The 21,550-nt window shown below is 62.9% G+C and carries 19 protein-coding genes, 1 other RNA gene and 1 riboswitch; of the genes, 11 read left to right on the plus strand and 9 right to left on the minus strand.

The features are described 5' to 3' along the window. The first annotated feature begins 262 nt into the window (after positions 1–262). An RNA gene (rnpB, locus tag HRF45_13375) (RNase P RNA component class A) lies at positions 263–605 on the plus strand. 200 nt (positions 606–805) lie between these two features. Here rnpB and HRF45_13380 read toward each other — a convergent pair. After that, on the minus strand, positions 806–1,717 hold the full coding sequence (locus tag HRF45_13380) for a site-specific DNA-methyltransferase (protein ID MEP0767512.1): 912 nt from the start codon (positions 1,715–1,717) through the stop codon (positions 806–808). A 137-nt stretch (positions 1,718–1,854) separates the two neighbouring features. Continuing rightward, positions 1,855–2,382 (minus strand): adenine phosphoribosyltransferase, encoded by a 528-nt coding sequence (locus tag HRF45_13385; protein ID MEP0767513.1) that lies wholly within the window; start codon positions 2,380–2,382, stop codon positions 1,855–1,857. A 130-nt stretch (positions 2,383–2,512) separates the two neighbouring features. Here HRF45_13385 and HRF45_13390 point away from each other — a divergent pair, with 130 nt between their 5' ends. The 7 genes from HRF45_13390 to HRF45_13420 all read left to right on the plus strand — a co-directional run bounded on the left by HRF45_13390 (position 2,513) and on the right by HRF45_13420 (position 8,611). Continuing rightward, complete coding sequence (locus tag HRF45_13390) at positions 2,513–3,616, plus strand: hypothetical protein (GenBank protein ID MEP0767514.1); 1,104 nt, start codon at positions 2,513–2,515, stop codon at positions 3,614–3,616. A gap of 55 nt (positions 3,617–3,671) precedes the next feature. Continuing rightward, positions 3,672–4,691 (plus strand): low-specificity L-threonine aldolase, encoded by a 1,020-nt coding sequence (ltaE, locus tag HRF45_13395; GenBank protein MEP0767515.1) that lies wholly within the window; start codon positions 3,672–3,674, stop codon positions 4,689–4,691. Positions 4,692–4,918: 227 nt separating this feature from the next. After that, positions 4,919–4,993: riboswitch (cyclic di-GMP riboswitch) on the plus strand. 38 nt (positions 4,994–5,031) lie between these two features. Then, complete coding sequence (gene flgM / locus HRF45_13400; GenBank protein MEP0767516.1) at positions 5,032–5,319, plus strand: flagellar biosynthesis anti-sigma factor FlgM; 288 nt, start codon at positions 5,032–5,034, stop codon at positions 5,317–5,319. A gap of 401 nt (positions 5,320–5,720) precedes the next feature. Then, complete coding sequence (locus tag HRF45_13405; GenBank protein ID MEP0767517.1) at positions 5,721–6,656, plus strand: PKD domain-containing protein; 936 nt, start codon at positions 5,721–5,723, stop codon at positions 6,654–6,656. A gap of 41 nt (positions 6,657–6,697) precedes the next feature. Beyond that, positions 6,698–6,955 (plus strand): hypothetical protein, encoded by a 258-nt coding sequence (locus HRF45_13410; GenBank protein MEP0767518.1) that lies wholly within the window; start codon positions 6,698–6,700, stop codon positions 6,953–6,955. Between the two features lie 50 nt (positions 6,956–7,005). Beyond that, positions 7,006–7,767: a ParA family protein gene (locus HRF45_13415; protein ID MEP0767519.1), complete on the plus strand. Its 762-nt coding sequence runs from the start codon at positions 7,006–7,008 to the stop codon at positions 7,765–7,767. After that, complete coding sequence (locus tag HRF45_13420; protein MEP0767520.1) at positions 7,757–8,611, plus strand: ParB/RepB/Spo0J family partition protein; 855 nt, start codon at positions 7,757–7,759, stop codon at positions 8,609–8,611. The genes HRF45_13415 and HRF45_13420 overlap by 11 nt, the downstream gene beginning before the upstream one ends. Before the next feature lie 37 nt (positions 8,612–8,648). Here HRF45_13420 and HRF45_13425 read toward each other — a convergent pair whose 3' ends face one another. Genes HRF45_13425 through HRF45_13435 form a run of 3 tightly spaced genes read right to left on the minus strand, consistent with a single transcriptional unit; the run spans position 8,649 to position 12,033 of the window. Further along, complete coding sequence (locus HRF45_13425; GenBank protein MEP0767521.1) at positions 8,649–9,458, minus strand: ABC transporter permease; 810 nt, start codon at positions 9,456–9,458, stop codon at positions 8,649–8,651. Then, positions 9,458–10,420, minus strand: coding sequence for an ABC transporter permease (locus HRF45_13430; GenBank protein ID MEP0767522.1), 963 nt, complete (start codon positions 10,418–10,420; stop codon positions 9,458–9,460). The genes HRF45_13425 and HRF45_13430 overlap by 1 nt, the downstream gene beginning before the upstream one ends. Continuing rightward, positions 10,417–12,033, minus strand: a complete 1,617-nt coding sequence (locus HRF45_13435; GenBank protein ID MEP0767523.1) for a peptide ABC transporter substrate-binding protein — start codon at positions 12,031–12,033, stop codon at positions 10,417–10,419. Before HRF45_13435 ends, HRF45_13430 begins: the two co-directional genes overlap by 4 nt. Positions 12,034–12,201: 168 nt before the next feature. Between HRF45_13435 and HRF45_13440 the strand changes: the two genes are divergently transcribed. Next, complete coding sequence (locus HRF45_13440; GenBank protein MEP0767524.1) at positions 12,202–13,161, plus strand: hypothetical protein; 960 nt, start codon at positions 12,202–12,204, stop codon at positions 13,159–13,161. Between the two features lie 173 nt (positions 13,162–13,334). On the opposite strand, the gene HRF45_13445 is transcribed toward HRF45_13440, so the two are convergent. Both HRF45_13445 and HRF45_13450 read right to left on the minus strand, forming a co-directional pair. After that, positions 13,335–15,461 carry a glycine--tRNA ligase subunit beta gene (locus tag HRF45_13445; GenBank protein ID MEP0767525.1) on the minus strand — a complete coding sequence of 709 codons (2,127 nt, stop codon included), beginning with the start codon at positions 15,459–15,461 and terminating at the stop codon, positions 13,335–13,337. Then, the gene (locus tag HRF45_13450; GenBank protein MEP0767526.1) at positions 15,454–16,539 is read right to left on the minus strand and encodes a glycine--tRNA ligase subunit alpha; all 1,086 of its coding nucleotides are present in this window, start codon (positions 16,537–16,539) and stop codon (positions 15,454–15,456) included. The genes HRF45_13445 and HRF45_13450 overlap by 8 nt, the downstream gene beginning before the upstream one ends. Here HRF45_13450 and HRF45_13455 point away from each other — a divergent pair. Next, positions 16,502–16,864: an iron-sulfur cluster assembly accessory protein gene (locus HRF45_13455; GenBank protein ID MEP0767527.1), complete on the plus strand. Its 363-nt coding sequence runs from the start codon at positions 16,502–16,504 to the stop codon at positions 16,862–16,864. The genes HRF45_13450 and HRF45_13455 overlap by 38 nt on opposite strands. 4 nt (positions 16,865–16,868) lie before the next feature. On the opposite strand, the gene HRF45_13460 is transcribed toward HRF45_13455, so the two are convergent. Together HRF45_13460 and HRF45_13465 are read right to left on the minus strand one after the other, a co-directional pair. Further along, complete coding sequence (locus HRF45_13460) at positions 16,869–18,065, minus strand: MFS transporter (protein ID MEP0767528.1); 1,197 nt, start codon at positions 18,063–18,065, stop codon at positions 16,869–16,871. A 112-nt stretch (positions 18,066–18,177) separates the two neighbouring features. Beyond that, positions 18,178–19,878 (minus strand): family 10 glycosylhydrolase, encoded by a 1,701-nt coding sequence (locus tag HRF45_13465; protein ID MEP0767529.1) that lies wholly within the window; start codon positions 19,876–19,878, stop codon positions 18,178–18,180. Positions 19,879–19,968: 90 nt separating this feature from the next. Between HRF45_13465 and HRF45_13470 the strand changes: the two genes are divergently transcribed. Continuing rightward, the coding region (locus tag HRF45_13470) for a 1-deoxy-D-xylulose-5-phosphate synthase (protein ID MEP0767530.1) at positions 19,969–21,550 on the plus strand (1,582 nt) is incomplete at its 3' end.

Below are 21,550 nucleotides of genomic sequence, written 5' to 3' on the forward strand. Positions count from 1 at the left end.
GTTAGCTCGTTTGTTCTCGCCTGCGTCTCGGCAAGCCATCAACTCGAAGTGGGAGGCTCATTCGAAGCATTTCCGTGTCCTTCCTTCGGAAAGTAGGCCGGGTCAGCAATTAGCGAGCCTCGCAACAGGGATGGTACCCTGCAACTCCTCAGTTCTGCAAAGAATCGCGGGTACCTTCTTAACGATTCCGATTCGAATGCCGTAAGCTGAATCCTTTAGGAAACCGAAACGCTTCACCATCCGTCGTCTACAATGCGCTCAGGGAGTTGGCCGGGCGGCGGCTCCGACCTTCGGTCGGGGAGGAAAGTCCGGGCTCCGCAGGGCACGGCGCCGGGTAACACCCGGGCGAGGCGACTCGACGGAAAGTGCCACAGAAACATACCGTCCCGACGATGTCGGGATAAGGGTGAAATGGTGAGGTAAGAGCTCACCGGGTCCTTGGAAACGAGGGCGCCGGGCAAACCCCGCCGGGAGCAAGACCGAATAGGGAGGGGACGAGGTGGCCCGCTGACCCTCCGGGTAGGTTGCTGGAGGCCGTCGGCAACGACGGTCCTAGATAGATCGCCGCACAAACACAGAACCCGGCTTACAGGCCAACTCCCACGCGCGCGCCTCGCGAGACGTACTGCTGGCGCCCCGCCGGGTTAGGTATCGCCACCACCCATCAGTGCTCTCGTCGAAGGCAGCCCAGAGAACAGTATCCGCGGTTGCCTGAAGGTGGAAAAGTTGCCTAACCTGCACACACCGGCCCCAGATACCCCAGTATCTCATGTCCTACGTCTTGACTGCGATCCTGACTGTAGACCTAACCGAATGCCAATGTTCCCTGCTCTGCACGTGCAGGCTCGAAACCGATGAGGACCGGACACCAGCAAGATAGCCGCTCTGACATTATTTGTGCGGCCTCGGGATTGTTGTCCACGAGAAGGAACCTTCGGCCGTGACGTGCTGCAGCTTCGCCCGTCGTCCCGCTTCCTGCGAAGAAGTCCAAGACACAATCGCCCCGTCTCGAGTGCACCTTTATGATACGCTCCAAAATCCCTAGGGGCTTCTGGTTGGGATAGCCCGTCTGTTCCTTCCCTCCCGGCGGCACGATCGTGTGCCACCAGACATCCGTTGGGGTCTTTCCGCGTGCCGCCTTTTCCGATCCTACCAGTCCAGGAGCCATATACGGGATTCGGTCCATCGCCTCAAAATCGAAGACATAGTTCTCTGGGTCCTTGACGTACCACAGGATGTTGTCATGCTTGGCAGGCCAGCGCCTCTTGCTCCTCGCGCCGTAGTCGTACGCCCAGATGATCTCGTTCATGAACGACCCCCGGCCGAATACCTCGTCAAGGAGCACCTTGCAGTAGTGAACCTCCCGGTAGTCTATGTGGAGGAAGAACGACCCCGTTGCAGTAAGGACACGCCGGCACTCACGCATCCGTGGCTCGAGGAACCCTAGGTAGTCATCGAACTTGTCGGTATACGCTCGTGTTGCCCTTACCTCAGTGCGATACCGCCTGCCCCCGAACCCCTTCCGGTCGCCGCTCAGGTCGTCCCGTGTGACGGTCATTGTTAGCTTACGCTGTGTTATGCCAGTGTTGAACGGAGGGTCGATGTAGACCAGCTGGATCGAGCAGTCCGGGACTAGCCTTAGAGTCTCGAGGCTCTCGCCAAGCACGATCGTGTTGGCGCGGACATCTATCGAGCTAGTAGTTCGCGGCTCGTCCATCTTTCGCTCCAGACTACGAAACATCCGGCACCCACCGACTAGCACGTTGCCGTAGCGCCGAGCGCACCGGATTCTACCTCGAGGACCAGGAACCACCCAGGCCCGGTGTGCCCTTCTGGGCTCGAGCCGCTAGCCCCTTAGTACTCGATAAGCGACGCCACCTCGTAGCCCACCAGGTTCTGTCGGCCGCGGAGGTCCGTCAGCTCCACCAAAAACAGGAACCCAGCCACCACGCCGCCCAGGCGCTCCACGAGCCGCGCGGAAGCCGCTGCCGTGCCCCCCGTCGCCAGCAGGTCGTCAATCACCACCACACGTTGCCCCGGCGACACGGCGTCGGTGTGGATCTCCACGGTGTTCGTTCCGTACTCGAGCGCGTACTCCTCGGCGATAGTATGGTACGGTAGTTTACCAAGTTTCCTCACGGTCACGAAGGGCAGCCCGAGTTCCAGCGCAATGGGGACGCCGAGTAGGAACCCTCGCGACTCGATGCCCAACACCACATTCGCGCGGAGTGCCTCTGCCCGCTCGGAAAGCTCTACCACCACCTGGCGCAAGGCCTGCGGGTTCTGAAAGACGGGAGTGATGTCGCGAAAAAGAATGCCGGGCTTGGGGAAGTCCGGAATGTCGCGGATCAGGTTTCTGGCAAGCAATTCGTCCAACTGCATCTCCCTTTGGCCCGGTGTGTGGTGTCTCCAAAGTAAGTGTGGCGAAAGCCAGCTCATTTCCGCAACCGGAAGGCGCTTCGAGGTGAAACCGGAGACCCGTCGGCCCGAGTCATTGTCTGGGAGGGTGCGAATGAACATATCGTGCATCGTGCAGGCGCTTCTCGCCGCGATGGCGGCCGGAGCACAGCAAACGGAGCCGCTCTTCGAGTGCGGCTTCGATACAGAGGAAGAGGTTGCCGCCTGGCGCACCTTCCGTGAAACGGACAAGCTGCGGTGGCTCTCTCGCGCCGAGAACGAGCATGACGTGAAGGGCGGCGATGGCGCCGTGTGCATGTCCTTCACGCCTGGCCAAGGCACGTTTCCGGCCATCTTTCGGGATCTCGAGCTGATCGAGCCGGTTGGCGCCGTTGACCTGTGGGTTAAAGTGGATCGGACTACGCAGGTGATGGTCTCGCTGGTGGAGCGGGCCGAGGGCGAGAACGGCACCCCGCGCCGTGGCGAGGCGTTCAGCGTGCAGTTCCATGCGGACGGCGGCAAGTGGACTAGGGCCACCATCCCCGTATCCGATTTCTCGCGCGACCCGAGCTCGCCCGTCGGGGACTCTCGCCTTGATCCGGCCAAGTTGGGAGGCATCGCGATCTTGGACGGCCTCGCCGTGTTTGCTCCCACCGGCGAGACCACTACGAAGTTCCTGGGCGATCACACCGGCCCTCAGCGCATCGTTCTCGACGAATTTCGGGTGTTAGGAGCCGGTGACACGACGGAATTGCCGCGCCCTGCCGGAACCGTAGATAGTTTCGACCGCAACTATCTGTCGTGGGTGCCGATGGTGGGCGTGGAAATCGAGCGCTCGCCGATGCAGGGCTCGACGAGCGGCTACGGCCTCACCGCTCGCTACACGCGGGCAGCAGGCATCCTCCCTGCCGTGGCTCGGCCCATACAGCAACCGCTGACTGGATCCGAGCTCGGCTTTCGGGTGCGGGCGAGCGGACCGATTCGGCTGCAGATCGGTTTGGAGGACCATGACGGCGCTAGGTGGCAGCGAAGAATAGAGGTTCAAGGAACGAAGGGCGAGACCGTGTGGCTTGCCCTGAGCGGCTTCAAGCCCTCAGAAGACAGCAAGTTGCGTGACCGCGCGGCAACATTCGAACGGCTGAAGCTGATCACCATCCTGGACGCAACCACGGATGCCGGCCCCGCCTGGTTCCAGGTGGGAGACTTGGTAGTCCGCTAGCACGTAGGTCAGGCACTTGGCGTACTCGCCCTGCGGCGAGTATGCTTTGGCCGAGATGAGCAACTACGTAGACCTACGCAGCGACACCGTCACCCGACCCACGCCGGAGATGCGCCAGGCGATGTTCGACGCCGAAGTGGGCGACGACGTGTTCTCCGACGACCCAACCGTCAACCGCCTACAAGAGATGGCCGCACGGATGATGGGCAAAGAGGCAGGCCTGTTCGTTCCCACCGGCTCCATGGGCAACCAGGTGGCCGTGCGCACGCATACCAAGCCGGGGGACGCCATCATCCTGGACGAAGACTGCCACATCCTGCACTACGAGGTGGGCGCGCCTGCCGTGCTCTCGCAGGTGATCACCGAAACGGTGCCCAGCGTGCGGGGCATCATGGACATCGAGGCCGTGGCGGCACGCTTTCGCCAGCAGACCACCCACACTCCCGGCACCACTTTGCTTTGCCTGGAGAACACCCACAACCGGGCGGGGGGCACCATCACGCCGCTCTCGCACATGCAGGAGCTTTCGCGCCTGGCGCGCGAGCACGGGGCGGGCGTGCACCTGGACGGCGCGCGGATCTTCAACGCGTCGGTAGCAACCGGGGTGCCTGCAAGCGAGTACGCGGCGTGCGCCGATTCGGTCATGTTCTGCTTCTCCAAGGGCCTCTCGTGCCCGGTGGGATCCATGCTCGTGGGCTCTCGGGAGTTCATCGCGCGGGCGCACCGATGGCGGAAGATGTTCGGCGGGGGGATGCGTCAAGCGGGCGTACTGGCCGCGTGCGGCATCGTGGCGTTGGAAACCATGATCGACCGGCTGGCAGAGGACCACCGCAGGGCCCGGCTACTAGCAGAGGCGCTGGTCGAGGTCTCCGGCCTAACGGTGGACATGGAGGCAGTGCAGACCAATATGGTGTTCGCGGTGACCGAGCGGCCCGCTGCCGAGGTGCAGGAGCGCATGCGAGAGAGAGGCATCCTACTGCTCCCGGTAGGCGCGCATCGGATAAGGATGGTGCTGCACAAAGACGTGGACGACCGGGGGCTCGAACGCGCTATCGCCGCCTTCCGGGCCGGCTGATTAGGCACTCGCGTGGCATCGTGGCGGCATCGTGGCATCGCCGTCTCGGCGATGGTCTCCACCACGGGCGGGACGCCCGTGCCACGTGAGTGGCATCGTCTCCAAGCCCTGGCCCGCGTCCGCCACTTACACCCGCCGGGCGAAGATTCTTCCTATTTTTTCTGCCGGAACCCTAAAGAACCCCGCCGAGGCTGCCGAATATGCGATTAGAGACCGTTGGCTTCTTGACAGTCAAAAGGCAAACCCGTAGCGATGCGGGGACGCAAAGCCAAGGATCCCACGTGGACAGCCTGGCTGCCTGTCTGGGACTTCGCTGACGAACCCACGAGGAGGGTCACGAATGAAGATCTCAGGCATCGAATACGAAAAGGTTATGCGCCTCGTTCAGGACCACCTGGACGCCGCAAATTCTCCCACTTCCGCCACCGACACGCCCGATACTGCCGTGGACCCGGAGGACGCGAAGCTGATCGAAGAGATGGTTCGCCGGGTGGAAGAGCTTCCCGACGTTCGCGAGGACGTGGTCGAGGACATCCGCGCGCGCATCGCGGACGGTACCTATAAGATCAACTCCGCCGCGGTTGCCGATCTGATGCTCCGCCGCTCCCGAGCCGACCGCCTGAAGTAGCGATGTATCTCGAACGGAGTTTTTGACTGCGCGAGCCAGGTCGCGCTTTGGCCACAGGGACCAACCCGTCGGCGCGAAAGCGGGAACAGGCTCGCGCAGTCCCTTCGCGCTCCTCCCGCCCCGCTATCTCTCCATCCGCCCTCGACGATGGGGCACTGGTATCCGTCATGCTGAGCCTGTCGAAGCATGCAGCCGCATGTCGCGTCTTGTCACCTTCACATGCCACGCCCGCGGGTCCCGGACACATGCTTCGACAGGCTCAGCATGACGAGCGGGCGCGCCGTCCCTTGTCACTGACGCAGCCTGGCCCTCGGATGTAGGGCCACTGTCGCCAAGGAGCCTGTTCGTGCCGGCGAGCGCTGGTCCAGCACCTTTACAAGCGGTATTAGGCGACCCTCCAGATGGAGTGCGACCGATTCCGCGATGACGTCGAGGCCCTCCTGCACGGAGCGGTACGCATCAGCACGGTATTCGACGACGTGGACCTCCTGTACGGCGCCTGTGCACCCGACGCCGTGACCTTCTTCGGCGGCGAGTCGACCGGAGTGAACGGCGTGGATATCGTAGCGTGGGAGTGGAAGCTCGGCAGCCAGGTCGTCTCCGACCAGCCGTCCTTCAGCGCTAGCTTCTTCACCGCCGGCTCTGTTACGGCAACCCTCACCGTGCGAGACGCGAACGGACAGATACTTTCGGGATCCAAGACCCTGTACTTCGGCTCGCCTTTCATCCATGTGAAGGACATGGACCGCGGCAGCATGGCCGTCACCTTCCGGACGCACACTTCGCCACTCATCGCCAACTACACATGGAACTTCGGCGAGGGTAGCCAATCCGTCTCCGGCCCAAACCTCAGCCAGGTCTCCCACCAGTTCCCGGCCCTCGGGAAATACACCGTCCGCACCGTCCAGGGCAACGACCTTACGAAGACCTACGAGCTGAACTTCGACCCGACTCCCACCGACGTGTACGGAACCATCGAGCACAGTCAGGTGTGGGGTCCCGCCGGCAGCCCTACCGCATCCGGGGCATCGTCACGATCCCGCAGGGCGTTCGGGTCACGTTGCTGCCCGGCACCGTGGTGCAAGGCTGGACCCACAGCTCCAACAAGGGGCGGCTGGATGTATATGGAGAGCTGGTTTCGGAGGGCAAGTTCGCTGCCTCCAAGCGTGTGTACTTCACCTCCTCTCGCGATCTGTCGCCGCCCACGCTGGGAGGGAGCGACGAAGGGCAGACTGGCGACTGGCAAGGCCTCCGCTTCTACGCTGGCTCGTTCGCCACGCTTACGGGCGCCACGGTTCGCTACGCTACTACGGGAGTGGGCGGCTCGCCTGCCGTAGTATCCGGCGTCCGCTTCGAGAAGAACGGCACAGGCGTCTCAATGTCTAGCCGCCAGTCCCCCGTGGTGGTGGAATGCCAGTTCTTTGGCTCCACCAGCTATGCGGCATACCTCTCGTCCTGCAACGGCCGCCTGAACTTCCGCGGCCTCTCGGGCACAGGCAACAGGTGGAACGGCGTGTATCTTTCCTATCGCACGCAGCAAGGCCCACGCGATGAGGACCTGGACGGCGACGGCGTGGTCGGCCTGCCCGACCTCAGCATCGCGCTGCTGAACTTCACCCGCGTCGGCGACCCGTAATAGGGACCCTTCGGGAGGTATCGCAGTCCTGCCCGCAGAATAGGCGGGGCGTGGCAACCTGGGGTGTCGTGAATCAGAAGGGCGGCGTCGGCAAGACCACCACCGTGGTCAACCTGGCAGCCGCTCTGGCTATGCAGGGCGCGCGCGTGCTGGTGGTGGACGCAGACCCTCAAGGCAATGCCACGACCGGACTCGGCGTCTCAAAGAACGGCTTGCACCTGAGCCTCTACCACGTGCTCGCCGAGGGCAGACCTGCCGCAGAGGCGGTGGTGGAGACGTGCGTGGAGGGCTGCCGGCTCCTCCCGGCCACCTTGGACCTCGCCGGCGCCGAGCTCGCCTTGATGGGCCAGGTAGCGCGCGAAGGCGCCCTGCGACGTGCCATCGAGCCGCTGGTGGATAGCACGGACTGGCTACTGCTGGACAGCCCGCCTTCGCTCGGCTTGCTCACTCTTAACACTCTGGTCGCAAGCGACCGCCTGTTGGTGCCGATGCAGTGCGAGTTCTATGCGCTGGAGGGTCTCGCGCAGCTCTTGCGAACTATCGAGGTCGTCCGTGCGCATCTGAACCCCGGGCTAGAGGTGGGCAAGGTGCTGTTGACAATGTACGATTCGCGCACGAAGCTGGCCACCGAGGTGGCGAAGGAGATCCGCAGCTTTTTCGGCGAGGTGGTGTCGCCCACCACGGTGCCGCGCAACGTACGCCTGAGTGAGGCGCCCAGCTTCGGTGTCCCTGGGGTGGTACGCTCGCCGGATGCGCCGGGCAGCAAGGCCTATATGAAGTTGGCGAAGGAGATGATGCAAGATGTTCGGTAATCGCTTGGGCAAGGGTCTATCGGAGTTGGTCTCGGAGGCCGCGGGGCGAGATGCGGTGCATGAGCTTCCCGTGGAGCAGGTCAGTCCCAACCCGCTGCAGCCGCGTCGGTCGTTCGACGAGGCGATGCTGGGGGAGCTTGCCGACACCATCCGGGAGCAGGGCATTCTGCAGCCGTTGGTGGTTCGCCAGGTCGGGCACGATCGCTACGAGCTAATCGCGGGCGAGCGGAGGCTGCGCGCGGCAAAGATGGCCGGCCTCGCGCGGGTTCCAGTGGTAATCCGAGCTGCTGACGACCGCCAGATGCTGGAGCTAGCGTTGGTGGAGAACCTGCAGCGCGAAGATGTAAACCCCGCCGATGCGGCGCTGGCCTACCGAAAGCTATCCACCGACTTCGGCCTGACCCAAGAGCAGATTGCGGCTCGCGTGGGCAAGTCGCGCGGCGTCATTGCCAACACCTTGCGCCTCCTTAGTCTTCCCGCCCCGATGTTCGAGAGTGTGCGCCGCGGCGAGATCACGGAGGGGCACGCACGGGCGATTCTGGCCTTGGATGACGAGGGCTTGCAGCGTGAGCTGCACCGTCAGATCGTGGACGAGGGTCTCTCGGTGAGGGAGGCGGAGCGCCGCTCGAGATTCTTCCGTCGTCCGCCCGACGTCGCGGTCGTCGAACCGGTAAGTGTGCCCCCTGAGGACCCGAACTGGCTGCGCATCGAAGAGTCGCTGAGCGAGCGCATCGGTGCTCGGGTGCAGATTGTGCGTGTCGGCAGCGGGGGTCGGATCCAGATCCCCTTCTATGACCAGGAGGATCTGTCACGGATTCTGGAGGTATTCGGCATCCTAGGTTAGGCTGCAGCTCGTGTCACACGTGTGACAAGCGACAGCGCTACCGCGCAGACCGCGGGTCCCACTTCGCCTTCAGCTGGTCCCCGAGAAGGTTCAGACTGATCACCGTAAGGCTGAGCGTGGCACATGGGATGAACACCAGTAGCCAGTCCGTCCGCATGTACTCCCGGCCCGTGCTGATCAGCGAACCCCAACTCGGGTGAGGTGGTGGAATACCAATACCGAGGAAACTGAGGGCGGACTCGGCGAGTACCACCGAGGCCAGGTCCACAGTAGCGGCAGCCAGAACGACGCCGGCGAGATGCGGGATTAGGTGCCTCACGACCGTGTGCCAAGTGGTTGCCCCCGCCGCCCGCGCCGCCCGAACGAAGAGGCTCTGCCGAAGCGAGAGGGTCTGTCCGCGAACCAACCGAGCCATCGCTGGCCAACCCACGGCGGTCAGGGCAGCTATCACCGGAACTGGCCCCGGCCCCGCGATCCCCACGATGAGGATTGCGAGCAGGATGTCCGGGAATGCAAATAGGCCATCGGTGAGGCGCATCAGGGCCGCATCCACCCGGCCACCGCGCAGTGCAGCGGCGATGCCCACACTGGACCCGATAACCACCGTCGCGGCGACCACCGCAAGGCCAACTCCCATGGAGACACGGGCGCCATGAACCAGCCGACTTGCCACGTCGCGCCCAAGGTGATCGGTCCCTAGCCAGTGACGGCTGCTGGGCGCCTCGCGACGTGCTGCAGGGTTCTGCTCGTACGGGTTGTGCGGGACGAGTAGCGGCGCAGCGACAGCCGCCACCAGAACCAGCGCTAAGTAAGTGCAGCACAACGCGATGAGGATGCGCCCCGACACTACGCGCTCCTCCTGCGAATGTCCGCACGCACCCTAGGATCAACGCGAGCCTGGACGATGTCAACGAGGAGGTTCACGAGCACGAACGCGGCAGCGAACAGCACGGTGGTCGCTTGGATCATGGGATAGTCGCGCTGCTGGATGGCTTGAATAGCTCGGTAACCAAGGCCGGGGATGGCAAACGCCGTTTCCACGATGAACGAGCCCGTCAGCAGGTATCCGAAGCTCGTGCCGATGACGATCAGTGTGGGAGTGAGGGCGTTCGGCAGCGCATGACGGAACACGACACCCCAGCGAGACACACCCTTGGCCCGAGCAGTCCGGATGAAGTCGCCGGAGAGCGAGTCGATCATTGCAGTCCGCGTCAGGCGCATGACCGCCGCCATAGGACGCACGGCAAGCACGAGAACCGGAAGCACCAGGTAGGGCAGAAGGCCGCGAGACGGGTCCCCCCAGCCGGCAACCTCGGCCCACTCCAGATGTAGTGCGAAAACCAGAACGAGAAGCGGCGCCAAGACGAAATTCGGCACACCCAGCCCGGCAACTGCCATCACCACCACCAGACGATCTATTCGCCGCCCAGCGTTAACTGCCGCAACTATGCCCAACGCAATGCCGGCGGTGGCGGCTATGCACATCGCCAGACACGCAAGCAACGCTGTCGGCCCGTACGTCTGGAGGATGATGTCCCGCACCGGCCTCGGATCGAAGAAGGAACGACCGAAGTCGAGCCTCACCGCACCCCAGACGAAGGAGGCAAAGCGAACGTAAGCCGGACGGTCCAGCCCGTACTCGTGGCGAAGCCTCGCGACCGCTTCGGGAGTGGCATGCTCGCCAGCCATCACCTGGATAGGATCGCTAGGGGCAAGCTCCGCCGCGACGAAGGTGAGGGCCGAGACGAACACTAGCGTCGGGACAGCCATCAGGAGCCGCTTCCAGATGAACCGCCACTCGGACTTCACTTGCGACTGACCTTCGTGTGAACGTGCGGAAGGTGCCCGAGCAACGAGTCCTGAATGCCCGTGACGCCAGGACGGATCAGTTCGGGGTCGCGCTGGAAGTAGATGGGCACCCAAGGAGCGTCATGTAGCGCGATCCGCTGGGCCTGCCGATATAGCTCCACGCGACGCTGTGGATCCTGCTCCACGTCGGCCAGGGCGCACAATCGGTCGAACTCCTTGTTGGAGTACCCCACCTTGTTTTCTCCGCCATCGGTCGTCAGCATAACCGACAGGAAGTCCTGCGGGTCCAGGTAGTCTGCCATCCACCGCATATGGAACAGCCCGAGGGACTTGTTGTTGTAAGCCTCGAGGTAAGAGCCCCACTCGAGCGGACGGAGCTGCACCTCGACACCGAGGTTCTGCGCCAATTGCCTCTGGATCACCTCGGCGACCAGACGCACGTCCGGACGGCCCTCGCGGAAGCTGAACTGCAGCTTTGGGAAGCCCTTGCCGCCAGGAAAGCCAGCTTCTGCGAGCAAGGCGCGGGCCTTGACAGGGTCGAACGGGTATATGCGCACGTCAGGGTCATGGCCTGGAACCTTGGGCGGGACGATGCAGTCGGCTCGTGGCACCTTGCCCTCCAGCGCGCTCTCTATGATCGCGCCTTTGTCTAACGCCATGGCGAACGCCTGGCGCACGCGAAGGTCGGCAAACACGGGCGCACCTAAAGGGTTCATGCCCAGGTAGTACACGGACGGCCGGTCGAAGTGGTGAATGTGCTTGCTCAGTTCGGGGTCCTTTTCTGCGGCCACCAGCTGCGCCTTGTCTAGCTGGAGCAGGTCCAGGCGTCCCCGCTTGTACAAATCGTATCTCGTGGTCGCCTCAATAACGATGGGCCGCTCAATGCGATCCAGCTTCGGCCGGCCGCCATGGTAGTCGTCGAAGGCGGTCAGCACAGCGATGGAGTCCGGGTTGTACTCGGTCAGCTTGAACGGACCCGTTCCGACCACTGCCCGAATGTCGGTCATTGGTCCCCCGCCGGCCTCCTCGATCGCTCGCCGGTTCACTGCGTAGGCATTAGGGTACGTTAGCTTAGCAAGGAAATATGCTTTCGGCTGGTCGATCCTTATCTCGAGCACATAAGGCTCAGGAGCCTTCACACCCTCTAGCCGGTCCGACTTGCCTTCCCAACGCTCCCGCGCGCCCACGATGTCGAACAGGTAATTGATTGCGGTCCCCGACTTCATCTCGCGGCTGACGGCGCGATCGAAGCTGTACACGAAGTCCTCGGCGGTCAACTCGTCGCCGTTGTGGAACTTGACGCCCTTCTTGATGGTGAAGCGGTACAGCCGACCTCCTTCCAGCACCTCCCACCTCTCTGCGAGGTTCGGAACCACTTCGTTCTCCGGTGACCACTTCACGAGGCCCTCGAATACCTGAAGGAGTAGGTCGATTGTGTCGCCGTCCTGCACCTGCGCCGGATCCAGATGGGTCGGCCTGGTCACGAGCGGGTATCGAAAGACGTTGTCGTCGCCCGCGGCTTGCTTACCACACCCCGCACACAAGATTGCCAAGGCACACAGCACTCCGAGCCAAGCCAATACGCTACGCACAAACGAAGTCTTACGCGTCATGATCGGCACACACTCCTCGTTCCTTTCGACCCCAATCGTCCGCCGGCCATCGCAGCACCCATACGCCGCGTCAGAGGCGAGTCCTTCGGACGGTGCGAACCGAGCTATCGCCTCGCGATGGATGAGCGGTGCGGGCTACAATACCTCGTGTCGAAGGGAGGCTTCGAGGTGACTTGCTTATCTCTTCTCTTGGTGTGGCTCACGACAGCAACGGGATTCCAGGACGGCGACGCAGTTCTGCTCCGGAGCAAGTATGTGGCGGGCGAGAAGCGCGCCTACACCATGACGGCCATCTCCAGCGGCGAGGTCAGGGGGGCCGGGTTCGTCATGGGGATGCCGTTCAAGGCGACCGAAACGACCAAGTACACGCTGACCGTCCTAGAGGAGGCGCCGGAGGGCACAGCGGACGTGCGTCTCGCGGACGAAAGCTCGGTGACGCGGTACGCCGAGATGTTCGATCAGGAGCCCTGGGAAGAAAAGGGCGAGCTGAACTGGGTCGTCATAACCATCTCCCCAACCAACGAGATTCTCAAAGTGTGGGATCAGTCCAAGCCGAAGAAGGATCCCAAGCAAACAGACAGTAGCAAGGACGAGCAGGAGGTGGACAGCAAGGGTCTCGCCAAGACGTTGACTTCCCGTCTCGCCGGACAGACGCGGTTCCATGGCCTCGTCGAACTGGGGCCGAAGCTTCCCTGGTATCCGGTCAAGGTAGGAGACACTTGGCAGGACACTCTGACGGTGTTGCGAGGGGAAGACGTGACTCGCGACCCGTCCAGACGTGCTTCACGAACATCGCGTCTGGATATCACCTATCGCTATGAAGGCCTGCAGGAGCGTGATGGAAAGAAGGTCCACTTCATCACTGCTACCTACTCCGCCGACCTCGACATAAAGAGCGACGCAACGCGCTCCATCCCAAGACAGATACAGAGTCTGAATCCGATCAAATCAGCAACTGTGAAGGTCAGTGGCAAGATAGAGTATCAGCTAGACCCTTCGAATGGCAAGATGCTGCGCGCGGACTGGCTGTCCGAGTCCGACGTCGAGCTCGTAGCATCGCCTGGGTTCGAGATGCTGGATTACTCGTTGAAAGGCAAACTGGTTGCCTCCGTGGAACCGACGAAGTAGCACACCTAGGAAAGCATTGACATATGGGAGCGGAACAGACCGTGCAATGCACTAGGGCATGCTTCGACAGGCTCAGCATGACGTGTTGGAGGCGTGTGGGGCCACGGCATTTTGTCTCGGCGCGGTGTAGGTTGCATGCTTCGACAGGCTCAGCATGACAGCTACACTAGCACCTACGCACCCTCGATGACCACCTTCGAGAAGTCGGCTAGCTCGAAGTAGAGAGACGCTAGGGCGGAGAGTAGACGAAGGCGGTTATCGCGTCGTGTTACGTCCTCCGCCATTACCATCACACTATCGAAAAACGCGCCGATGGGTGAAGCAAGGTGTGAATGCAGCAGGTGGTAGAGCGCGTCATAGTCCCGTTGCTCCACGAGCCGGATCGCCTCCGGCGTAGTTTGGATCGCCGCGTCAAACAGAGCTGCCTCTGCCTCGTGCTCGAACAGGGTGTTGTCCACGGACTGCAAGCGGCTCATCACACCCGAGATGGGTGGTACGGTGCCGGCCTCGATGCCTTTGCCCGTTGCAGCACGTGCGATATTCCCTGGGCGCGTGGCCGTGCGTACATAGTCCACGAAGCCAGGTCGGACAGCCCGCTCCGCGATGAGTGCCGCGCGTGCTGCAACCTTCGACGGGTCTTCCCATCCTGAACCTAACACGGCTGCGAGGAGGTCGTGCCGTAGGTTACTATAGATAAGCTCGTACCTACCTATTGCCAGCTCGGCCAGAGATGTTAGCACCTCGGACATCGAGAACTCGTGGCCCTGCTCCGCATACGCCGCCACTGCCCACGCCGTCATGAGTCGTAGGTCGGGGAAAGGCTGTTTCTGCGGCCACGCCAGCCCGTTCATGATTAGCAGGTGCGTAGCACGCCGCAGTCCGAAGGGATCGCTGGAGCCACTGGGTGCCATACCTAGACCGAGGTATCCGCACAGGGTATCTATCCTATCAGCCGCCATAAGCACCCTAGCCAGACGCGTACCTGCATTTATGGGTGGTTGCTCGGTGCCATAATGATGCCGAATCGCCTCGCACACCACACTGGGCTCTCCGTCACGCTGCGCATATTCCGCGCCAACGGTGCCCTGCAGCGCAGGCAGTTCCATCACTAGGCCCGAAGCTAAGTCTGCCTTGGCCAGGGATGCTGCGCGAGACGCCCACTCGCTCTCCTGTTCGGACAGGCATAGCTGCTCGGCGATCTGGCGACACAACACTACCAACCGTGTCGTCTTGTCAGCCAGCGAGCCCAGCTTTTCCTGAAACACGATGCGATCCAGTTTGGCGGCGAAGCGCGGAAGGATAGGGCTCTCTTTCGTGTCCTCCTCGAAGAAGAAACGCGCATCGTTGAAGCGGGCGGCGAGCACCCACTGATTGCCACGCACCACCGTTTGCTCATCGCCGCTGTTCCTGATGCTCACGAAGTTAGGAGCCAGTTTGCCATGCTCATCGCGTAGGGGCAGGAACTTCTCGTGCTTCTTCATCGCCACGATGAGCACGCTCTCCGGTAGCTCCAGGAAGGCCTCGTCGAAGGCGCCCAGGCTCGGCATTGGCCACTCCGTTAGGTACACATTCTCGTCGAGGATGGCGTCGTCGGCCTCGACGGTGCCCCGGTTCGCCGGCCACAGATCGCGCGCCCCGGCGATGATCTTCTCGCGGCGCAGCGCCGGATCGAACTCCACGAATGCACCGCGCAGCTTCGTAGCATAGTCTTCGAAGCCGTTCACCTCGAACTCGCCTGGCGCCAGGATTCGGTGCCCGCGCGTTCTGTTACCACTAACAACGCCCTCGAGGTCGAAAGGCACCACTTCGCCATCCAGCAGCGCGAGCAGCCACCGAATGGGGCGCGCGAAACGCATCCGCCCTTCGCCCCAGCGCATCGTTTTGTCGAAGCTGATTGCGCGAATGGCATCGGGGAGAATGTCAGCCAGCACCTCTCGCGCAGGAAGGCCCGGCACGTGCTTGGTGACATATACGTACTCTCCCTCGACACGGACTTCGCTCAGCGCCACCCCTTGGCTTCGGCAGAAACCTTCCAGCGCCTTCGTGGGTTGCCCCTCCGCGTCGTATGCTGCCGACACCTTTGGGCCACGCTGCTCCTTCACGCTGTCCGGCTGACGTTCAGCGACCCCGACAATCACCAAGACCAGGCGTCTAGGGGTGCCGAAGGCAGATGCCTCTTCGTGCGCCAAGCGCGCTTCCTCCAGTCGCGCAAGCACCCCATCGCGAAGCTGCGTGAATGCACGCTCGACCTGGCTGGCCGGCAGCTCCTCGCATCCTACTTCCAGTAGTAGCTCAGGCACTAGCGGCCTCCTTCTGCGTAGCAGCCTCCCGCTTCGACAGGTACTTCAGGCAGCAGGCTCTCACTCGTGCGCGCACACGATTGATGAACACCGCTCGCTCCGTCACGCTGATGCTGCCTCTTGCATCGAGCAGGTTGAAGACGTGGGAGCAGCGCAGAGCTAGGTCGAATGCAGGTGCTACCATTGGGCCTGCCGGCGACTCCGTCTCGATGATACGTTTGCTTTCCGCCTCGTACATGTCGAACAGGCGGAACAGCATGTCCGTGTCCGCGTAGTCGAAGTTATAGTAGTTATGTTCCAGTTCCGAGTCGAAGTCCACGTCACGGTAGGTAACAGGATTGCCGTGTGGATCGTGGGTCCAGATAAGGTCCCATACGCTGTTCTTCTGTTGCAGCATCATACACAGCCGTTCCGGCCCATAGGTGATCTCTGCGCACACCGGACGGCACTCGATTCCACCCATCTGTTGGAAGTAGGTGAACTGCGTGATCTCGGTGCCGTCTATCCACACCTCCCACCCCACGCCGCTCGCGCCCAGAGTGGGAGCCTCCCAGTCGTCCTCCACGAATCGAATGTCATGCATGGCAGGCTCGATTCCCAAGGCGCGTAGGCTCTCGAGGTATCTGTCCACGATGTCTTCGGGCGAAGGCTTCATGATCACCTGATACTGGTAGTAGTGCTGAAGCCGCATAGGATTCCGTGCATAGCGCCCGTCCGCTGGACGGCGCGAGGGTTGCACGTAGGCCACGTTCCAAGGGTCTGGCCCGAGGCAGCGCAAGGTAGTGGCGGGGGCCATCGTGCCGGCGCCCACCTCCAGATCGTAGGGTTGGACGATCAAGCAGCCCTGGCTTCCCCAGAACTGCTCGAGACGCAACAGAAGGTCCTGAAAGGTAAGGGCATCCACGGGGCGTAGGATACCCGCGTGAGGAAAGGCCGGTCTAAGAGCCACGCGCACGAGTTGCCCATGGCACCCTTTTGGATGACCTCTGACCGACGGAGCGGGAACCCTTGCTGCCGTGGGGGTGTAGAATGCCGAAGGGATGAGCAACGAACAGCATGTCGAGGCCGGGGCTCCCATCGAGCTTACGGACGCTGCCGCCGAGCGGGTTCGGGCCCTGTTGGCGCGCGAAGCAAACCCTGCCGCGCGTCTGCGTGTCGGTGTGAAAGGCGGGGGCTGCTCCGGACTGGAGTACGTGCTCAAGCTGGACGCCAACGTCCGGCCGAACGACATCCAGCTCGAGGTCCGTGGGGTTCCGCTCCTGATAGACGCGAAGAGCCTGCCTTATATCAAGGGTAGCGTGCTGGATTACACCGGCCAGCTGATCGGCGGAGGGTTCCGAGTAAACAACCCCAACGCCTCTCGAACCTGTGGCTGCGGAACCTCGTTCACCCCTGCAGACTGAGGGCCTAACGCAGGTGCCGCACCGATCGGGCGAAGAACACCGATGGAAGCGCCACCACCAGGCAGATGATCGCGCCCACGAGGAAAGACTCCGACACCCCTATACGTGCTGCAATCTCGCCGAACAGAAGCGTCCCTATGGGCCCCAGCCCGGACAGCGCCCAGAAATGCACGCCCACCACACGGCCACGCAGGTGCTCGGCAGCGTTTGCCTGAAGCAGCGTGTTGGTTCCATTCAGCATCGTCGTGCCGCAGTAGCCGGTTACCACCAGGCACAAGCCCGCGACCAGAGACGCGTGCAAGCTGGAGCCGTCTGCAATAGCGATGCCCACCAGCCCGAGTGCCAGCAGTCCGAGGGAGAAGCCCGTCATTGCCAACGCCGGGACGCGCCCTCGGCCGCGGTAACGCGATAGCATTGCGAGCGTCCCCAGCCCCGAAACCGCGCCAACACCGATCGCGGAGTAGAGGTAGCCGAGTCCTTGCTTCCCCGTTCCGAGCACGTCGGCGGCATACGCGGGCAGCTGAACGATGTAGAACAGGCCGAACACGCTGATCACGATTTCCAGCAGGATCAGCGTGCGGAATGCCGGGGTGCGAGCCACCGTCCGGATGCCTTCCGTCATGCGCTGGAACGCAGGCTGCGTATCCTCGACCCTCGCTTCGCTGCGAGGGCGTACGGCGAGCAAACCGGACAGCATCGCTGCATAGCTGAGCCCGTTGACGAGGAAGCACACGCCCGGGCCCACAGAAGCCAGTAGAATGCCGCCGATAGAGGGTCCTACGAGGCGCGCGACGTTGAATGTGGCCCCCGTGAGCGGGATGGCGTTCGCGATGTCCTCCGTGTCCACCAGCTCGCTGATCAGGCTTTGGCGCGCGGGCACGTCGAAGCTCCAGATGATGCCGTTCAGCAGGCCGAGAAGCAGGATGTGCCAGACCTCTACGTAGCCGAACAGGGTCACCGCAGCCAGCGTAAGCGCGGTGAGGGCGAGCGAGGTTTGCGTCACGATCACCACGCGACGCTTGTCGAACGAGTCGGCCACCGCCCCGGTGAACGGTCCCATAAAGAACACGGGAGCCTGGCCGGCGAAACTGACCAGTGCCAGAGTCGCGGGGTCGCGCGTCAAGTGATACACCAGCCAGCCTTGGGCAACGGTCTGTATCCAGTTGCCCGTGAAGGAAACGAACGCGCCCGTCCAGTACACGCGAAAGTTGCGATGTCGGAGGGCGCTCAGTTGGTCCGGTACGGCTAGTCTGGGGAAAGAGATGGTTTCAGAATCCTCCTATTCGCACCATACAGTATGGCGTGTTCGCACCTCATCGTTCGATCCCGAGCAGGGCTAACGTAGCGTTTTCGAGCGTAGCCGAGCCCTCGCGGGTAGCCAACAGCCCCCGAACCGCCACCACGTCGCCCACCAGCCACGGCAAGTCCGGCTTTGCAGACTCACTGACAACGACCTCACCGCCTCCGATCGGGTCTCGCAAGGTCAGCGGGTCCGTCCCGACAACGCGTAAGCCGAGGAGGCACACGCTCGCGCCTTCTGCCAGGCGGCCCAACATACCGGTTCTGCGCGTGAGGTCCGAGGGCGCGCCGACGATGCCATGCGCGGGAACCGATGCCCCGGCGAAGACCGAGACGCCACCGGTCTCGAGCACGGGCCAGCTGAGTGACGAGACCCGCACCGTGTACCGACCTGGCGGGACCTCGAGGAAGGCATAGAAGCCCGTGCCGTCCGTCGAAGTGGCAACCTCGCGGCCCTCGGCGTTCACCAGGCTCACGGTAGCTCCGTCGAGGGGGTTCAACTGCGGGTCTAGCACCGTCCCGTGGACGATTCCCCATTCGGGTGAGTGCTTCCAAGGCAGGCTGGGTGGTGCCGGCACATTGCTCACCGTTTCCCCCAGCATCCGATATACCGCGTCGTCGTAGGTTCGAATGCCATCACCCAGGTCGCAGGTGCTGGCATAGGAGAAGAGGCAGAAGCCGAACGGCACAACCTCGGCAGACATTCGGATCTGCTCCATCGTGTCGGCAGGCGTGTTCAGGTACGCCCCTAGGCCGGCGACGATTGCCGACTGGAACTGCTGCGCCTTCGCCCACTGCAGCCACATCGGTAAGTACTGCGGCAGTCGCTGGTGGTTCGCGTACCACATCGGCATGCCGATGTCCAGCGAGCCCTCCTGCAGCCACGTCCGCCAGTCGGAGAACACTTCGCGATAGGCTCGCGTCTTCTCCCACGGTCGGCTCTCGGCGGGGGCCTGACCCCAAGGGACGAGCGCCGCGCTGACCTCGATATCCCAGCGCAGGGCGGTCGCTGTCGCGTACACTTTCCTCACCAGTGCGGTCACTTGGTCTCGTCGCCACTGTTGCCAATCTCGGTCGTCCGGCTCGGGCGTTCCCGTCCGACCGTACCGCCGGTTGAAGCGCGCTACACTCTCAGCGTTATAGCCCCAGTCCGAACCGGTGTAACGGATGAAGTCCATGTGGATGCCCGCGACCGGGTACTTACGCGCCACCTCCATGTATGTACGCCAAAGGTAGTCGGCGGCCTTCGGATGGCCGAAGTCCAGGGCACGCCCTACCTCCGATGCCGTCTCGCCGGACCGGTTCCGCGTGAGCCACTCCGGCTTGCGCAGCACCACGTGCTCGGGGAATGGTGGGTCGTGCGATGCAGGCCACAGAGGGTGAGCGTTCATCCAGGCGTGGACCTCGATCGGATGCGGAAGGCCCTGGCACTTGTGCAAGATATCGGCCAAGGCGTCGTACCCGGGCTCCTTGTCGTGGGCGGGCGGATCGTATTGGCTGTGATGATAGGCCGCGGCGCGGGCGCGCATCTGCACGAACAGGGCGTTCAGCTTGGCAGTGGATGCCCTCTGCACCAGCACATCCACCTCATCGGGGTTCCGGAAGCCCGCGTGGAAGGCATCCACCCACATCGCGCGGTACGATTGGCAGTGGCTCATGACAGTCAGGAGTGAAAGGACCATCCCGGCGACGAGGACTCCAGATCCCAGCCTCATAGCAGCATCCTACCTGAACCCGCGGTTCTCGTTGACTTGGGCTTGGGTGGGAGGTACACTGCGCCGGTGGCAAGGACGCGAGGTGAGCGTGTGAGCCGTCTCCTAGACGGAATTCGGGCCCCGTCCGACCTTAAGGCGCTGTCGCGCGATCAGTTGCGGCAAGTCGCGTCCGAGATTCGGCAGGCCCTCATCGAAAATATCTCTAGGACAGGAGGACACTTCTCCAGCAACCTGGGGACGGTAGAGCTTTCGGTTGCCCTCTACGCCACCTACGACTTTCCGCCCGACAAGTTCATTTGGGACACCGGCCATCAGGCGTACCCCCATAAGATGCTGACCGGCAGGCTGGATCGGTTCCATACCCTCCGCCAGTACAAGGGTCTCAGCGGCTTCCTCCGGCGCTCCGAAAGCCCCTACGACCTGTTCGGAGCCGGCCACGCTGGCACGTCGATCTCCGCCGCGCTCGGCTTCGCCGTCGCGCGCGACAAGGCAAAGACTAAGGAGCGGGTGATCGCCGTCACGGGCGATGCGGCACTGACTTCCGGCCTGGCGTTCGAGGCGCTGAACAACGCCGCGCAGCTCCACACCGATATCACGGTAGTACTGAACGACAACAAGATGAGCATCGCCGAGAACGTCGGCGCCCTCTCCACCCACCTCGCCAGGCTGCGCGCCCGACCGTGGTTCCAGAGGCTGGAGGGCCAGGCAAGGGCAGCGGTGGAGAAGCTGCCGCAGCCGATTGCCCGCGCTGCGGAGGGCTTGCAGCACGCCGTGACGCACTACGTCGCGCCCGAGGACACCGGCGCCATCTTCGAGGAGATGGGCTTCAAGTACATCGGTCCGATTGACGGACACAATCTGGACATCTTGCTGGACATCTTCGCGGATGCAAAGGAACTGACCGGACCGGTGCTGATCCACGCGCTGACCGTGAAGGGCAAGGGCTACAACTTCGCCGAGGACGATGCGCGCAAGTGGCATGGAGTCACGCCGTTCACCATCGTGGACGGCAAGATCGAGCCAGGCTCGAGCGGGGAGTCCTTCACATCGGTGTTCGGTCAAGAGATGGTGCGGCACGCCCGAGCCGACGAGAAGATCGTGGCCATCACCGCGGCCATGCCAGACGGCACCGGCCTGACCCCCTTCAGCAAAGAGTTCCCAGACCGCTTCTATGACGTGGGTATCGCCGAACAACATGCGGTCTGCTGGGCCGCGGGCCTCGCCGCAGGTGGCCTGAAGCCTGTGTGCGCCATCTACTCGACCTTCCTGCAGCGCGCCTTCGACCAGCTCGCACACGATGTATGCATCCAGAACCTGCCTGTCCGGTTAATGCTGGATCGAGGCGGGCTGGTGGGAGCTGACGGAGCCACCCATCATGGTGCCCTCGACCTCTCTTACCTATCGTTGCTCCCCAACATGGTGGTGATGGCGCCGCGCGACATCCCCGAATTCCGAACCATGATCGAGTACGCGCTGGGCTACGAAGAGCACCCCATAGCAATTCGCTATCCGCGCGGCGGCTCTCCGGCCTGCGGGCTCCCTGCCGAACACGAGCCAATCCGACACGGCAAGGGCGAGCTTCTTCGAGAGGGAAAAGACGTCGCGCTCATCGCCATCGGCACCATGGTGGGAACGGCGTGGGAGGCCGCGGAGAGCCTGGAGCGGTCCGGCC

The organism is Fimbriimonadia bacterium, from assembly GCA_039961735.1.
Classification (GTDB): domain Bacteria; phylum Armatimonadota; class Fimbriimonadia; order Fimbriimonadales; family JABRVX01; genus JABRVX01.

Excerpts from the sequence above, each read along its gene's own strand:
- HRF45_13380 (MEP0767512.1), bottom strand. The coding sequence starts at position 1,717 with ATGGACGAGCCGCGAACTACTAGCTCGATAGATGTCCGCGCCAACACG.
- HRF45_13385 (MEP0767513.1), bottom strand. The coding sequence starts at position 2,382 with ATGCAGTTGGACGAATTGCTTGCCAGAAACCTGATCCGCGACATTCCG.
- HRF45_13390 (MEP0767514.1), top strand. The coding sequence starts at position 2,513 with ATGAACATATCGTGCATCGTGCAGGCGCTTCTCGCCGCGATGGCGGCC.
- ltaE (MEP0767515.1), top strand. The coding sequence starts at position 3,672 with ATGAGCAACTACGTAGACCTACGCAGCGACACCGTCACCCGACCCACG.
- flgM (MEP0767516.1), top strand. The coding sequence starts at position 5,032 with ATGAAGATCTCAGGCATCGAATACGAAAAGGTTATGCGCCTCGTTCAG.
- HRF45_13405 (MEP0767517.1), top strand. The coding sequence starts at position 5,721 with ATGGAGTGCGACCGATTCCGCGATGACGTCGAGGCCCTCCTGCACGGA.
- HRF45_13410 (MEP0767518.1), top strand. The coding sequence starts at position 6,698 with ATGTCTAGCCGCCAGTCCCCCGTGGTGGTGGAATGCCAGTTCTTTGGC.
- HRF45_13420 (MEP0767520.1), top strand. The coding sequence starts at position 7,757 with ATGTTCGGTAATCGCTTGGGCAAGGGTCTATCGGAGTTGGTCTCGGAG.
- HRF45_13435 (MEP0767523.1), bottom strand. The coding sequence starts at position 12,033 with ATGACGCGTAAGACTTCGTTTGTGCGTAGCGTATTGGCTTGGCTCGGA.
- HRF45_13455 (MEP0767527.1), top strand. The coding sequence starts at position 16,502 with ATGAGCAACGAACAGCATGTCGAGGCCGGGGCTCCCATCGAGCTTACG.
- HRF45_13450 (MEP0767526.1), bottom strand. The coding sequence starts at position 16,539 with ATGGGAGCCCCGGCCTCGACATGCTGTTCGTTGCTCATCCCTTCGGCA.
- HRF45_13465 (MEP0767529.1), bottom strand. The coding sequence starts at position 19,878 with ATGAGGCTGGGATCTGGAGTCCTCGTCGCCGGGATGGTCCTTTCACTC.